This window comes from Bradyrhizobium diazoefficiens (genome assembly GCF_016616885.1).
GTDB classification, from domain to species: Bacteria; Pseudomonadota; Alphaproteobacteria; order Rhizobiales; family Xanthobacteraceae; genus Bradyrhizobium; species Bradyrhizobium diazoefficiens_F.
Map to the genome: position 1 here is coordinate 1,356,619 of NZ_CP067102.1, position 14,038 is coordinate 1,370,656.

Below are 14,038 nucleotides of genomic sequence, written 5' to 3' on the forward strand. Positions count from 1 at the left end.
TCTCCAGCCTTGCGGCCGGATCAATCCTTTTTGAGGAAGCCCGAAAACTTCTTCTGGAAGCGGGAGACGCGGCCGCCGCGATCCATCAGCTGGGCGTTGCCGCCGGTCCAGGCCGGGTGCGACTTCGGATCGATGTCGAGGTTCAGCGTGTCGCCTTCCTTGCCCCAGGTGGAGCGGGTCAGGTACTCGGTTCCGTCGGTCATGACGACCTTAATCGTATGATAATCCGGATGAATTTCGGCTTTCATGGCAATTCCTAGGGCGCCCGGCGCCTTGCTTGAGTGACTATCGAATGACGGATTTGGCCGGGTCTATACCCCACAGCCCCCTTAATGACAAGCTGGGCCCCTAAAACAAGCCATTGTGGGCAAAGGAGAACCGGGCCGTCCCCTAAGGGACATCCCGGATTTGCCTCGCCCCCTGCCGCGGCCTATGTGGAGTCAACGTCTCTCTTTTGGTCGGATTCCAATGAGCGCAGTAGAACGGCTTGAAACCGGGCCGGCAGAGGCCCCGTCGATCGAAGCCGAGCTGATCGAGCAGCCGGAGAAGGGCCGCGCCAAGCTGCGGCCACTGATGGCGCTCGCGCCTTACGTGGCCCGTTATCGAGGCCGGGCGGCGCTCGCCTTTGTCGCGCTGACGGTCGCGGCACTCACCACACTGCTGGTGCCGGTCGCGGTGCGCAGGATGATCGATTTCGGCCTGACGCCGGAAGGCATCGCGCTGATCAACAGCTACTTCTCGGTGATGATCGCGGTGGTCGCCGTGCTCGCGCTCGCGAGCGCCGCGCGCTACTACCTCGTGATGACGATCGGCGAGCGCATCGTCGCCGATCTCAGGCGCGACGTGTTTGCGCATCTGCTCTCGCTCTCGCCGGCCTTCTTCGATTCCGCGCGCAGCGGCGAACTGGTGTCGCGCCTCACCGCCGACACCACGCAAATCAAATCCGCCGTCGGGGCCTCGGTGTCGATCGCGCTGCGCAATCTGATGATGTTTTTTGGCGCGGCAGCCATGATGGTGATTACGAGTCCCCGTCTCTCCGGCTTCGTGCTGCTTGCGATCCCCCTGATCGTGCTGCCGCTGGTCGCCTTCGGGCGCTGGGTGCGGCGCCTCTCGCGCAATGCTCAGGACACGCTTGCCGATGCGTCCGCCTATGCCAGCGAGCTGATCGGCGCGATCCGCACCGTGCAGGCCTATACCAGCGAGGGCTTGGCTGCGAAGCGTTTTGGCGGCGAGGTCGAGCAGGCCTACGAGGCCGCGCGCACCTCGACCCAGGCCCGCGCGGTGCTGACCGCCATCGTCATCTTCATCGTGTTCGCAAGCGTGGTCGGGATCCTCTGGATCGGCTCGCACGACGTGCTCACCGGCGCGATCACGCCGGGCCGGCTCGGCCAGTTCGTGCTCTATGCCGCGTTTGCGGCGGCAGGCCTCGGCCAGCTCAGCGAGGTCTGGGGCGAGGTGTCGGCTGCATCAGGTGCTGCCGAACGCCTGTTCGAGATCTTGCATGTGCAGCCCGACATCAAGGCGCCGGCGTCGCCGCGCGTGCTGCCGGTGCCGGGGCGCGGCGAGGTCGGCTTCGATCGCGTCAGCTTCGCCTATCCGGCGCGGCCCGACGCCAACGTGCTCGACGCCGTGTCGTTCACCGTGCGGCCTGGCGAGAAGGTTGCGATCGTCGGCCCGTCCGGTGCCGGCAAGAGCACGATCTTCCATCTCTTGCTGCGCTTCTACGATCCGCGCGGTGGTGCGATCTCGCTCGACGGTGTGCCGGTGAAATCTGCCGACCCGCGCGATTTCCGCTCCCGCATCGCGCTGGTGCCGCAGGAATCGAACGTCTTTGCCGCGAGCGCCCGCGAAAACATCCGCTTCGGCCGGCCTGATGCGACCGACGCCGAGGTCGAGCGTGCGGCGGAGCTCGCGCATGCCACCGAGTTCATCCGCCGTCTGCCCGAAGGTTTCGAGACCCCGCTCGGCGAGCGCGGCGTGACGCTCTCGGGCGGCCAGCGCCAGCGCATCGCGATCGCCCGTGCCGTCCTGCGCGATGCGCCGCTGCTGCTGCTCGATGAAGCAACCTCCGCACTCGACGCCGAAAGCGAGACGCTGGTGCAGACCGCGCTCGAGGAACTGATGAGCCACCGCACCACGCTGGTGATCGCGCATCGCCTCGCCACCGTTCTTTCCTGCGACCGCATCCTGGTGATGGACCAGGGCAAGATCGTCGAGCAGGGCACGCATGCGGAGCTGGTGGCTGTGAACGGGCTCTATGCAAGGCTTGCGAGGCTGCAGTTCGAGGGGGCGTGAGGCTCTCACCTCATTGACGGTGTCATCGCCCGCGAAAGCGGGTGATCCACAGTACGCCGTGACGGTAGTGATAAATCGACAGGCTGCGGCGTACTGGATTGCCCGCTTTCGCGGGGAATGACAGCGGCGCATTTGGAAGGAGCTTCACACCGCTCTCTCTTGCAGTACCCGATGCCAACAAAATGCCCTGTCTGATCTCACTTGCACTTCGGCGATCCCATCGGCACGTTCGGCCACGGCCAGTTCTTCCAGCTGCCGTCCTCGCCGATACAGGCCGACCCGCCATTGGCCGGAGCCGGGCTGTCGGTCGGAGCAGGGGGGCTCGTCGGCGCCGGCGAACCCGTCGTCCCATTGGCTATATTGGGCGCCGGCGCGAGGCGCTGGTCGACGTAGATCGTCGAGACATAGCCGGCGACGATGACGCCCAGAAAGACCGAAGACCCCATGGCCAGATCGCTCAGCCGCATCGATCCTCTCCATCAGCTCGCTGGTTGCCACGACTAGCAAACCACGTCGGGCTTCTCCGTGACATCTGTCACGGCCGCCATGCCATCTTCAGCACCGGCCGTCCCGACGTCGGGTTCACGTCGGAGCCCTCATGGGCAAAGCCGTTGCGCTCGTAGAAGCGGATGGCGCGGCTGTTATCCTTGTTGACAAGCAGCGTGACGCCTGATGGCGACAGGCGTTTCGCTTCGCCGACCAGCAGGCTTGCCGCGTCCGAGCCCCAATGGCTGGGATCGACCACGAGCTGGTCGAGATAGCCGTCACCGTCGATGGTGACGAAACCGGTCACGGCGCCATCCTGTTCGGCCACCACGATCGCGGCCTTCGGCACCAGCTCTTTCCGCCAGCGCTCGCGCCACCAGTCCACCCGCGCAGCAAAATCGATCTGCGGATAGGCCTGCTGCCAGGTACGATGCCAGAGGTCGATCGCTGCCGCTTCGTCAGCGTCTGCGTAGGGGCGGAGGTGGGGCGCGCTCACTACCGCTCCGTCAGCTTCAGCTCGATGCGGCGGTTGCGCTTGTAGGCGTCTTCGGTGTTGGCGGTGTCGAGCGGCTGGAATTCGCCGAAGCCGGCGGCGACCAGGCGCTGGGCTGGTACGCCGAGCGAGATCAGATATTGCACCACTGAGATCGCGCGCGCTGCGGACAGGTCCCAGTTCGACTTGAAGTTCGGACCATTCACCGGCCGCACGTCAGTGTGGCCATCGACGCGCAGCACCCAGGCGATCTCGGCCGGGATCTTCTTGTCGAGTTCGATCAGCGCGGCCGCGACCGTATCGAGCTCGGCGCGGCCCTCGGGCAGCAGCGTTGCCTGTCCGGTGTCGAAGAACACTTCGGACTGGAACACGAAGCGGTCGCCGACCACGCGGATGTCAGGACGGTTGCCGAGAATGGCGCGTAAGCGCCCGAAGAACTCGGAGCGGTAGCGCGACAATTCCTGCACGCGCTGCGCCAAGGCAACATTCAAGCGAGAACCCAGATCGGCGATGCGGCTCTGCGATTCCTTGTCGCGCTTCTCGCTCGCGTCGAGCGCCTCCTCGAGCGCCGCCAATTGCCGGCGCAGCGCGCTGATCTGCTGGTTCAGCACCTCGATCTGCGCCAGCGCCCGCGCTGAGACCGCCTTCTCGGAGTCGAGCGCCTTGCCGAGCTCGGAAGTCTTGCCCTGCGCGTCGTTGCCGGCGGCGGCTAAGCCCTCATAGAGGCCCTTGATGCGGTCGCGCTCGCTCTCGGCCGAGGCGAGCCCGGCCTTGAGCTGCGAGACCTGGTCGTCGAGGGTCAGCTTGCCGAGCTTCTCCAGCGACAGCAGCTCGTTAAGCTGCGCGATCTTGGCGTTGAGCTGCTCGAGCGCCTTGTCCTTGCCGGTCACCTCCTGCGACAGGAAGAACTGCACGACCAGGAACACCGAGAGCAGGAACACGATCGACAGTACCAGCGTCGACAGCGCGTCGACGAATCCGGGCCAGTAGTTGAAGGCGCCTTCACTGCGGCGGCCGCGGGCTAGAGCCATGCTCGCCTCTCACACGTTAGATTGCTCAACTCTTCTCGGGCTGGCGCGCGATGCGCTCCAGCAGGCGGCGGATCTCGCGGTTCTGCTCACCCTGGCCGTCGGCCCATTCGCGGATCATCTGCTGCTCGGTCCGCATGTGCGAGACCAGCGCCTGGATCGCTTCCGCAAGGCTCGCCATCGCTGCGGTGGTGCCGCGGCTGGCGCTGCCTTCATCGAGCGCGGAGCGCAGCCGCTCGACGGCGGCCTGGAGCTCGCCGCTGGCAACCCCACCGCCACCGCTCGCGACCGCGGCGACCTCGCCGGTGCCATATTCGCGCACGGTGGTGGCGAGCCAGTCTTCGAGATCGGTGTAGAAGCGGTTCTGGGCCTGGCTCGATTGCAGATCGAGGAAGCCAAGGATCAGTGAGCCGGCGAGGCCGAACAGCGAGCTGGAGAACGAGATGCCCATGCCGCCGAGCGGGGCGGCCAGGCCCTCCTTCAGCGTGTCGAACAGCGCGCCGGCATCGCCGCCGACCTTGAGCCCGTCGATCACCTTGCCGACCGAGCCGACCGTCTCGATCAGGCCCCAGAAGGTGCCGAGCAGGCCGAGGAAGACGAGCAGGCCGGTCATGTAGCGGGAGATGTCGCGGGCCTCGTCCAGGCGGGTCGCGATCGAATCGAGCAGATGCCGCATCGTGGTCTGGGTGATCGACATCCGCCCGGTGCGCTCGCCGCCCAGGATCATCGCCATCGGTGCGAGGAGCTTCGGGTGCCGGGCCGGCGCCAGGCCGGGATCGGCGATGCGGAAATTGTTGACCCAGGAGACCTCAGGATAGAGCCGGATCACCTGCCGGAAGGCCAGCACGATGCCGATGAACAGCACGGCCCCGATCAGGGCGTTCAGCCCGGGATTGGCGAAGAAGGCCTGGATGATCTGCTTGTAGAGCACCACGCCCACCAGCGTGCACAGCACCAGGAAAACCAGCATCCGCACCAGGAAGACGCTGGGCGAGGATAGTTTTGTGTATTCGATGTCGAGGGTGGAGCGGGGCGAGGCGCCAGACGGCATGGCCGGTATCATCCGTTACTTGCTTGCCTCCGCACTATGGCACAGCGCTCGCCTAAAAAAAGCGCCGGATGTGCGGATTTCGGGAGGAGTCGGAACCCAAAGCTGAAACCGGGCTTTGGTACAGACGTATTTTGCAAAACTTCGGCAGTCCACAGGCTTAGCTCGGATTTTTTGCATGGCGACGTATCTTGCCGGACTGGCGGCCATCGAGCGCTACCGGGCCTATCAATCCCGAATCAGCATGTTCTTTCCCCTGCCACCCAGAGAGGGAATGGCCGCATGAGCGTCGTGTCGACGATCATCGGGACTGCCGAACGCGTGCCGCGCGCGGCCGATGCGCTGGGCCTCACGACCTCTGCCGTCAGTCGTGCAATTTCGCGGCTGGAAGCGCGCGTTGGGGTCAGGCTGCTTGAACACGAAGCGCTCACTGTCTTTGACAGACGAGGGACGGCGCTTTTATGAGCGCGTCAGTCCACACCTTTCCGGCATCGAGGAAGCGGCAACCGAAGCTTCGGGCTCGGCCGGCATCGTGCGTGGGCTGTTGAGGGTGAACGTCGATCCGTTTTTCTCGCGGATCGTCCTGTCATCCCACATCAGAGCCTTCTTGACGCAACATCCGGAGGTGTCGCTGGGAGAGTGGAGCGTTGATCAACCTGTTTCCCGAGTGGCCCGGCGAGGTGTTCCCGCTCTATGCCCTGTTTCCCTCGCGGCATCATCAGCCTGCGAAAGTACGTAGCTTCATCGCGTTCTGCCTTGGCGTGATCGAGAAGGAGAATGCATGAAGGCCAAGGCGTAGGAGCAGATCGGGGATACGTGGGCGTTAAACTGTCGCATCGCGACGTGATGGAACCGGACTCACAATCCGGTGAATCGCGAAAATGAGCCAAAACTCAGCGCGATAGCTCATGTGACATTGAGCCGCCCGCGTGACGCGTTGCGTTGCAGCACGTCCAATCTATCTTGGTCGCAGCACTCGCGCAGACTTGCCCGGAACGGGCGTCGCGAGACGCGTGATCAGTTTCAACAATTTTGGGGCACCCCACTTCATGTCAGGACTTCGAGCGCGATCGGCATGCGTTGCAATGATGCTCGCGGCCTTTGCGCCGCTGCTCGGCGCGTGCGACGAATCCTCTTCCGCCGTCTCCGCTACCCAACCCTTCGAACCCGATGTCAGCGTCGTCACCGTCAAGCCCCAAGCCCGCGCCATTGTGCGCGAGCTGCCGGGCCGGATCTCGCCGACGCGCGTCGCCGAGGTGCGTCCGCGCGTGTCAGGCATCGTGGTCGAGCGCCTGTTCCGCCAGGGCAGCGAGGTGAAGGCCGGCGATCCGCTCTATCGCATCGATCCGCGTCCGTTCGAGGTCGAGGTGATGGCCAATGAGGCCGCGCTGGCCAAGGCTGATGCTGCCCTGATGCAGGCGCAGCAGCAGGCACGCCGCATCGCGACCCTGACCAGCCAGCGCGCCGCGCCCGAAGCCGAGAACGAAAAGACCATCGCCGCCGAGCTTCAGGCCAAGGCCGAAGTCGAGGGCCGCAAGGCCGAGCTTGCGCGGGCAAAGCTCAACCTCGATTACGCCACCGTGCGCGCGCCGATCGATGGCGTCGTCGGTGCAGCGCTGGTCAGTGAAGGCGCGCTCGTCATGCAGAACGAGACCAATCTCGCCACCGTGCAGCAGCTCGATCCGATCTATGCCGACTTCACCCAGTCGGTGACCGAGCTCAATCAGCTCCGCCGTGCCTTCGAAAGCGGCGATCTCGATCGCATCGAGGCCGACGCCGTCAAGGTGCGCCTCGTGCTCGACGACAACACCCTCTATGGACTCGACGGCAAGCTGCTGTTCTCCGATGCCAAGGTCGACGCCCATACCGGGCAAGTGACGCTGCGCGGCGAGTTCCGCAATCCCAAGCGCGAGCTGCTGCCGGGCATGTATGTCCGCGTCCGCCTCGATCAGGGTCTCGACTCCGACGCGATCGCGGTGCCGCAGCAGGCGGTCCAGCGCAATGGCGGCGGCGGCAGCGAGGTGTTCGTCGTCAAGGACGACAACCGCATCGCGGTGCAGGCGGTGCGTACGGGCTCGGTGCAGGACGGCATCTGGTTCGTCACCGACGGCCTCAAGGCCGGCGACAAGGTCGTGGTCGAAGGTTTTCAGAAATTCGCCGCCGGCGACAAGGTCAAGCCGCAATCCTGGTCCGAGGCCGAGGCGAGCGCGGACAACCGGCACGCCCTCAAGGTCACGCGGTAGCGCGCCATGGCCAGCTTCTTCATCGACAGGCCGATCTTCGCCTGGGTCGTCGCGCTGTTCATCTGTCTGATCGGCGCGATCTCGGTCCCGCTGTTGCCGATCGCGCAATATCCGATCATCGCGCCGCCCTCGATCTCGATTTCGACGAGTTACCCGGGCGCGTCGCCCGAAAACCTCTACAACAGCGTTACGCGCCTGATCGAGGAGGAGCTCAACGGTGCCTCCGGCATCCTCAATTTCGAATCGACCAGCGACTCGCTTGGCCAGGTCGAGATCATCGCCAATTTCCAGCCGGGCACAGACACCAGCGCGGCCTCGGTCGAGGTGCAGAACCGCATCAAGCGCGTCGAGGCGCGCCTGCCGCGCGCGGTGATCCAGCAGGGTATCTTGATCGAGGAAGCCTCCAGCGCAGTGCTTCAGATCATCACGCTGAACTCGACCGACGGCAGCCTCGACGAGGTCGGGCTGGGCGACTTCATGATCCGCAACGTGCTCGGCGAGATCCGCCGCATTCCGGGCGTCGGCCGCGCCACCCTCTATTCGACCGAGCGCAGTCTTCGCGTGTGGGTCGATCCGGCAAAGCTCGTCGGCTATGGGCTGACGGCCGACGACGTCAACAAGGCGATCGCCGCGCAGAATGCGCAGGTTGCCTCGGGCAGCATCGGCGCCGAGCCGTCGACCTCGAGCCAGCGCACCTCCGCGCTGGTGCTGGTCAAGGGCCAGTTGTCCTCTCCGGACGAATTCGGCGCCATCATCTTGCGCGCCAATGCCGACGGTTCGACTGTGCGGCTGCGCGACGTCGCGCGGGTTGAGGTCGGCGGTCTCAGCTACCAGTTCAACACACGCCTGAACGGCAAGCCGACTGCCGGTCTCTCCGTGCTGATGTCGCCGACCGGCAATGCGCTGGCGACCGCGAGCGCGGTCGAGGAGAAGATGAAGGAGCTGTCGCGCTTCTTCCCGGCCAACATCTCCTACGAAATTCCCTACAACATCACGCCGGTGGTCGAGGCCTCGATCAAGAAGGTGCTGACGACGCTGGTCGAAGCCGTGGTGCTGGTGTTTGTGGTGATGTTCCTGTTTCTCCAGAACATCCGCTACACCATCATTCCGACCATCGTGGTGCCGGTGGCGCTCTTGGGCGCCTGTACCACGCTGCTGCTCGCCGGCTACTCCATCAACATGCTCTCGATGTTCGGCATGGTGCTCGCGGTCGGCATCCTCGTCGACGACGCCATCGTCGTGGTCGAGAACGTCGAGCGCATCATGAGCGAGGAGGGGCTGCCGCCGAAGGAAGCGACGCGGAAAGCGATGTCCCAGATATCAGGCGCCATCATCGGCATTACGCTGGTGCTGATGGCGGTGTTCGTGCCGATGGCGTTCTTCCCGGGCTCGGTCGGCATCATCTACCGCCAGTTCTCGGTGACCATGGTCGCAGCGATCGGCTTCTCCGCGTTCCTGGCGCTCTCGCTGACGCCGGCACTGTGCGCGACGATTCTGAAGCCGGTAGCGGCTGGTCACGGCCACGCGAAGAGGGGTGTGTTCGGCTGGTTCAACCGGATGCTCGAAGGCGGTAAGGAGGGCTATTCCCGCACCGTCGGCTTTTCGCTGAAGCGCACCGGCCGCCTGATGTTGGTCTACGTCGCGCTGCTCGCCGGCCTGTCCTGGGCCTTCGTCAGCCTGCCCGGCGGCTTCCTGCCGGTCGACGACCAGGGTTTTGTCACCACCGACGTGCAGACGCCGTCGGATTCGTCCTATCCTCGCACCGAGGCCGTGATCGAGAAGGTCGAGAAATATCTCGCCGAACGCCCCGGCGTGAAGGATGTCACCTTCCTCACCGGCTTCAGCTTCTCCGGACAGGGCATGAACACCGCGCAGGCCTTCATCACCCTGAAGGGCTGGTCGGAGCGCGGCCCGAAGGACTCGGCCGCCGCGATCGTCAACGACATCAACCGCGATCTGTCGTCGTCGATCCGCGACGCAAAAATCTCCGCGCTGCAACCGCCGCCGATCGACAATCTCGGCAACTCCTCGGGTTTCTCGTTCCGCCTCCAGGATCGCGGCCAGAAGGGCTATCCGGCCCTGATGCGCGCCGCCGATCAGCTGATCGCGCAGGCCAATGCGAGCCCGGTGCTCCAGAAGGTCTATATCGAAGGCTTGCCCGAGGCGGGCGTGGTCAATCTCATTATCGACCGCGAGAAGGCCGGCGCTTTCGGCGTCACCTTCGAGGACATCAACAACACGATCTCGACCGATCTCGGCTCGAACTACATCAACGACTTCCCGAACCGCGGCCGCATGCAGCGCGTCGTGGTGCAGGCCGATGCCCGCGACCGCATGCGGACCGAGGACATCCTCAACTACAACGTCAAGAACAGCCGCGGCCAGCTGGTGCCGTTCTCGTCCTTCGCCACGATCGAATGGGCGCGCGGCCCGACGCAGATCGCCGGCTTCAACTATTATCCGGCGGTGCGTATCTCCGGCGAAGCCAAACCGGGCTTTACCTCAGGCGATGCCATCGCCGAGATGGAGCGGCTCGCCGGCAAATTGCCGCGCGGCTTCGGCTATGAATGGACCGGACAGTCGCTCCAGGAAAAGCTGTCGGGCTCGCAGGCGCCGTTCCTGCTGGCGCTGTCGGTGTTCGTGGTGTTCCTGTGTCTCGCCGCGCTCTACGAGAGCTGGACCATTCCGCTCGCGGTGCTGCTCACCGTGCCGCTCGGCATCGTCGGCGCCGTGATCGCGGCAATGCTGCGCGGCCTGCCGAACGACGTCTATTTCACGGTCGGCCTGATCACCATCATCGGTCTCGCCGCAAAGGACGCGATCCTGATCATCGAATTCGCCAAGGATCTGCGGAAGGAAGGCAAGCCGCTGGTGGAGGCCACCATCGAGGCCTGCCGCCTGCGCTTCCGCCCGATCCTGATGACCGGTCTTGCCTTCATCTGCGGCGTGCTGCCGATGGCCATCGCTCACGGCGCCGGCGGCGCCAGCCAGCAATCGCTCGGCAGCGTCGTCATGGGCGGCATGATCGCGGTGGTGATCCTGGCGCTGCTGATGGTGCCGGTGTTCTTCGTCTCCGTGCAGCGCGTGTTGGCGGGGGACCGGGAGAAGGCAAAGGAGAAGAAGGCCGAGATGTATGGGCCGCCCGCACCGGCAAGGGCCGGTCACTGAACGCGGAATCGGCCGGCTTGCTTTCTCGGCGACGTCAATCCAGACTGCATCTCTGGATTGAATGAGCATGTATTCGCGCCGCAGCGCGAATGCACAGCCAACCCGCCGATTGAGAGCATGTGATGCGTCTGACCGACGTTGCGATCTCCAACTATCGCTCCATTCGGCAGCTCTCGATACCCATCCACCCCTTGTCAGTGTTCGTGGGTGAGAACGGTGTCGGCAAATCCAATCTCTACAAGTCGTTGTCGCTGTTGCGCGACGCGGCGACAGGTCGAATCACGCGCACGATCGCCGAGGATGGCGGATTGAAGTCCGTCTGCTGGTCTGGCCCTCGCAAGCGAGGCGAAGATGGGCGACTGCGTTTGTCGGCCAGGTTTGATCGTCTCAGATACTCCATTGAGCTCGGATTTCCCGGCCCGCTTGAGGCGGCGTTTTCCGGCGAGCCGATGATCAAGACCGAAAGCATCGAGGCGACACAGGGCAAACGAGCGGTTCAACTCATGGAGCGGAAAAATTCGCTCGTCAGTGTTCGCGGCGAGAGCGGTGCATGGAGCAGCCACAAGGATGCGGTGCTGCCGTCCGAGACAGCGCTTGCAGGTTTTTCCGATGGCAAGCAATGTCCCGAAATCGATTTGATCAGAAACGCAATGCTGGGCTGGCGATTCTATCACGACTTTCGCACCGATCCGGCGTCACCGATACGAAAGCCCTGTCTGGCGATCACGACGCCCTCGCTCAGTGCCGATGGAAGCGATTTGGCTGCGGCCCTGGCGACACTCTATACCATTCGGGAAGACGCCAGCGACATCCAGGAAGCAATCCAAGATGCGTTCCCCGGCGCTGAGCTCCGCGCGTGGGAAGAAAGCGGTTTGTGTGAATTTGATCTGCAACTGGCGGACATGCCGCGGCCGTTTAGGGCTCACGAACTGTCCGACGGGACGCTGAAATACATCTGCCTGCTCGCGGTGTTCATGGGCTATCGGCTGCCGCCGTTCATCGCGCTGAACGAACCCGAGACCAGCCTGCATCCGTCGCTGCTGGCACCATTGGCCCGGCTGATCGCCAAGGCATCACGCCGTGCCGACATCTGGATTGTCACCCATTCGGAACACCTGATGGACGCATTGCGAAGCGAGAGTTCGGTCCCGCTTCGCCGGGTGATCAAGCCGAAAGGCGCCACGACAATCGAGGGCCTGACCATTGGCGGTGAATATCGGGACGAGGAATCCGACGAAGACGACTCTTAGTCGTTGCAGGCCGAGCCGTCGTGCGAGGCCGTGTACTTACAAGGCCGGCGGCGTCATGTACGTCCGCTCTGCTCCTATAGCGGCCAAGTTCGTGCGGCATTGCAGTAGGGCCATGAGCCGACATCGCTCCAATCAAGCAGCGATACTTGTCAGACTTCTTAGCGGCCGTAGGGGAAGCAGCGGTGGCGATCGAGTGTGAGACCGAAATGCGCTCCCAGCGCAGCGATGGCCGCATCCTGCTCAGCATAAGGATCGGCATTGGATGCGGCAACGATGATGATCCGGAACCCGCCGCGATCCTTGCCACCCGGTGGCAGCATCGCTGTAGCCAGTGCATTGCCCTCCCTGTCGCGCAACGTGAGGAAAAGCGGCATCTCTCGCTTTACATGGGCCTCGAGGCCGATGTCGCGCTCGATCGCATTGGGCCGCTCCGGATGCCAGGACTGGACTGCCTTCTCCCGCTCGAGGCGGAAATATTTCTCGACTGTGTGGCTCATCAGGCGCGACTCATGCGCCGCTTCACCTTCCGTCTCGATACGGAACCAGGTCTTACCCTTCGGCGCGTCGCAAACATACTGCATTTCGCCCGTCCTGCGATCGCCGCAATTCTAGGGCGGCCGGCCTGCAAAGCCAATATGAGATTCGCTCCCGTGTATAACGCTGCACCGATCGTATAGTCGGAAGTTCGGCTGCAACACCGCGCGACCATTGCCTGAGAGGCGATGGTAGAGCTCCGATCTGATGAAGCTTCGCAAAGCGGTCGGTACCCCCAGCCTAGTAAATCTGTTCACTGCAACGTCCGCTGTGGGTCACGAGCTCTGCAATTGACGGCCACACTTCGACTTCCGCAATGCCCCGTTGACGGCCGACATCGTACGGCGGCGCAATATGACGCGAAGGTCCAACTCCGGACATTCCTAAGGAGCTGTAGTCGCCGCCTCCGGTCGGTATAGCAATCGTGTCTTCGGGCGACGCCACCTGTTTCCCAGGTGCGTCAGGTCGCGTAGAATGTGGTTGCCCTTGAAGCGGGACGTGCCGAAATCCCCGTCGGGGCGAACAAGCAGCGCTGGTGCCATCGGCAGGCACGCCCTCTTAAGAGATCGATCCTTTTTTCGGTTTCGCACCACCATTCAGCACGAATGTTGCGCGCCGCTTTTGCGGCGGCACGTTGCGTAACGCCGGGAGAAAAGCGATGAACAAGATTGATCGAAGATTAGCACTGGGAATCGGGTTTGCAGCGGCTTCGGCTGCCATGATGAAGCCAGCCGCCGCTCAAAGCGCGGGCTACAAGGACACCACGCCGTGGCCAGGTGTCGTGGTGCGTGCTTATGATGCAGAGACACCATCTCTCATCCCCGGTTTTAAGACCGTCTCGATGCGCGATGTCATTATGCAACCGGGATCGAAGACTATGGGCCCCCCGATGATGAATGCCATGATCTGTCATATTCCCGAAGGGGAGCTTCGGATCGAGCAGGATGGAAAGACCTTTACGGCCAAGAAGAACTTTGTCTGGACCTGCAACAAGGACACAAAAGAGCAAGCGCACAACGATGGGAACGCGGTCGCAATCATGCGGATCACGGACCTAAAGGCTTAAGGGCTCGTTACTTCGCAAGAGACTGACTGCAGGTGCGGATGACGTTCCTTGGAGGAGCGTCATCCGCGGAATGTGGGGTCGCCAACGGTTTGCCGAGGAGCGCACCGGCGGCCCTGAAATGACGCCAATTCTTCTTCGGGCCAATTCCGGACTCATGCACCGCAGCAAGAAAGTTCTATTCAATCACATTGCCGGCGCGGGCAACCAGCGTGGGGGCACCGGCAGGCCCAGCGACTTTGCAGCCGCCCGGTTTCCGCCCCCTGAGGATGCGATTGGCGCATCCAGCCGTGAGCTGGTGCGGGGGCCGACCAAGCCGACCTAGTGACCGACCTCAAGGCTGGTCGATGATGTCAGACCAGTAGGAGATCAGGCCGCCAGCGCCAACGAAACAATAAATGTAAAGCTCGGTCAGGCTATCTCGGACCGC

The 14,038-nt window shown here is 63.6% G+C and carries 13 protein-coding genes; 7 read left to right on the plus strand and 6 right to left on the minus strand.

Annotated features, from left to right (window positions below):
• Positions 1-20: 20 nt before the first annotated feature.
• The gene (gene rpmE, locus JJC00_RS06315; protein WP_027530154.1) at positions 21-248 is read right to left on the minus strand and encodes a 50S ribosomal protein L31; all 228 of its coding nucleotides are present in this window, start codon (positions 246-248) and stop codon (positions 21-23) included.
• Between the two features lie 220 nt (positions 249-468).
• On the opposite strand from rpmE, the gene JJC00_RS06320 reads away from it, so the two are divergent.
• Positions 469-2,295 (plus strand): ABC transporter ATP-binding protein/permease, encoded by a 1,827-nt coding sequence (locus JJC00_RS06320; protein WP_200471854.1) that lies wholly within the window; start codon positions 469-471, stop codon positions 2,293-2,295.
• A 197-nt stretch (positions 2,296-2,492) separates the two neighbouring features.
• Here the strand turns inward: JJC00_RS06320 and JJC00_RS06325 are convergent, their stop codons facing one another.
• The 4 genes from JJC00_RS06325 to JJC00_RS06340 all read right to left on the minus strand — a co-directional run bounded on the left by JJC00_RS06325 (position 2,493) and on the right by JJC00_RS06340 (position 5,353).
• Entirely contained in the window at positions 2,493-2,762 is a 270-nt protein-coding gene (locus JJC00_RS06325) for a hypothetical protein (protein ID WP_200471855.1), read from the minus strand.
• Positions 2,763-2,830: 68 nt separating this feature from the next.
• Positions 2,831-3,277: a GNAT family N-acetyltransferase gene (locus JJC00_RS06330; RefSeq protein ID WP_200471856.1), complete on the minus strand. Its 447-nt coding sequence runs from the start codon at positions 3,275-3,277 to the stop codon at positions 2,831-2,833.
• The gene (locus JJC00_RS06335) at positions 3,277-4,305 is read right to left on the minus strand and encodes a peptidoglycan -binding protein (protein ID WP_200471857.1); all 1,029 of its coding nucleotides are present in this window, start codon (positions 4,303-4,305) and stop codon (positions 3,277-3,279) included. The genes JJC00_RS06330 and JJC00_RS06335 overlap by 1 nt, the downstream gene beginning before the upstream one ends.
• Positions 4,306-4,330: 25 nt before the next feature.
• Positions 4,331-5,353: a flagellar motor protein MotA gene (locus tag JJC00_RS06340; RefSeq protein ID WP_200471858.1), complete on the minus strand. Its 1,023-nt coding sequence runs from the start codon at positions 5,351-5,353 to the stop codon at positions 4,331-4,333.
• A gap of 279 nt (positions 5,354-5,632) precedes the next feature.
• On the opposite strand from JJC00_RS06340, the gene JJC00_RS38860 reads away from it, so the two are divergent.
• From JJC00_RS38860 to JJC00_RS06360, 5 genes are all read left to right on the plus strand, one after another.
• Entirely contained in the window at positions 5,633-5,815 is a 183-nt protein-coding gene (locus tag JJC00_RS38860) for a helix-turn-helix domain-containing protein (protein ID WP_433996489.1), read from the plus strand.
• Between the two features lie 182 nt (positions 5,816-5,997).
• Complete coding sequence (locus JJC00_RS38865; RefSeq protein WP_433996490.1) at positions 5,998-6,135, plus strand: hypothetical protein; 138 nt, start codon at positions 5,998-6,000, stop codon at positions 6,133-6,135.
• 264 nt (positions 6,136-6,399) lie between these two features.
• Complete coding sequence (locus JJC00_RS06350) at positions 6,400-7,593, plus strand: efflux RND transporter periplasmic adaptor subunit (RefSeq protein WP_200471859.1); 1,194 nt, start codon at positions 6,400-6,402, stop codon at positions 7,591-7,593.
• Positions 7,594-7,599: 6 nt separating this feature from the next.
• The gene (locus tag JJC00_RS06355) at positions 7,600-10,761 is read left to right on the plus strand and encodes a multidrug efflux RND transporter permease subunit (RefSeq protein WP_200471860.1); all 3,162 of its coding nucleotides are present in this window, start codon (positions 7,600-7,602) and stop codon (positions 10,759-10,761) included.
• Between the two features lie 122 nt (positions 10,762-10,883).
• Positions 10,884-12,011, plus strand: coding sequence for an AAA family ATPase (locus JJC00_RS06360; RefSeq protein WP_200471861.1), 1,128 nt, complete (start codon positions 10,884-10,886; stop codon positions 12,009-12,011).
• Between the two features lie 158 nt (positions 12,012-12,169).
• Here the strand turns inward: JJC00_RS06360 and JJC00_RS06365 are convergent, their stop codons facing one another.
• On the minus strand, positions 12,170-12,592 hold the full coding sequence (locus tag JJC00_RS06365) for a hypothetical protein (protein ID WP_200471862.1): 423 nt from the start codon (positions 12,590-12,592) through the stop codon (positions 12,170-12,172).
• Between the two features lie 611 nt (positions 12,593-13,203).
• Between JJC00_RS06365 and JJC00_RS06370 the strand changes: the two genes are divergently transcribed.
• Positions 13,204-13,611 (plus strand): hypothetical protein, encoded by a 408-nt coding sequence (locus JJC00_RS06370; protein WP_200471863.1) that lies wholly within the window; start codon positions 13,204-13,206, stop codon positions 13,609-13,611.
• Positions 13,612-14,038 lie beyond the last annotated feature (427 nt).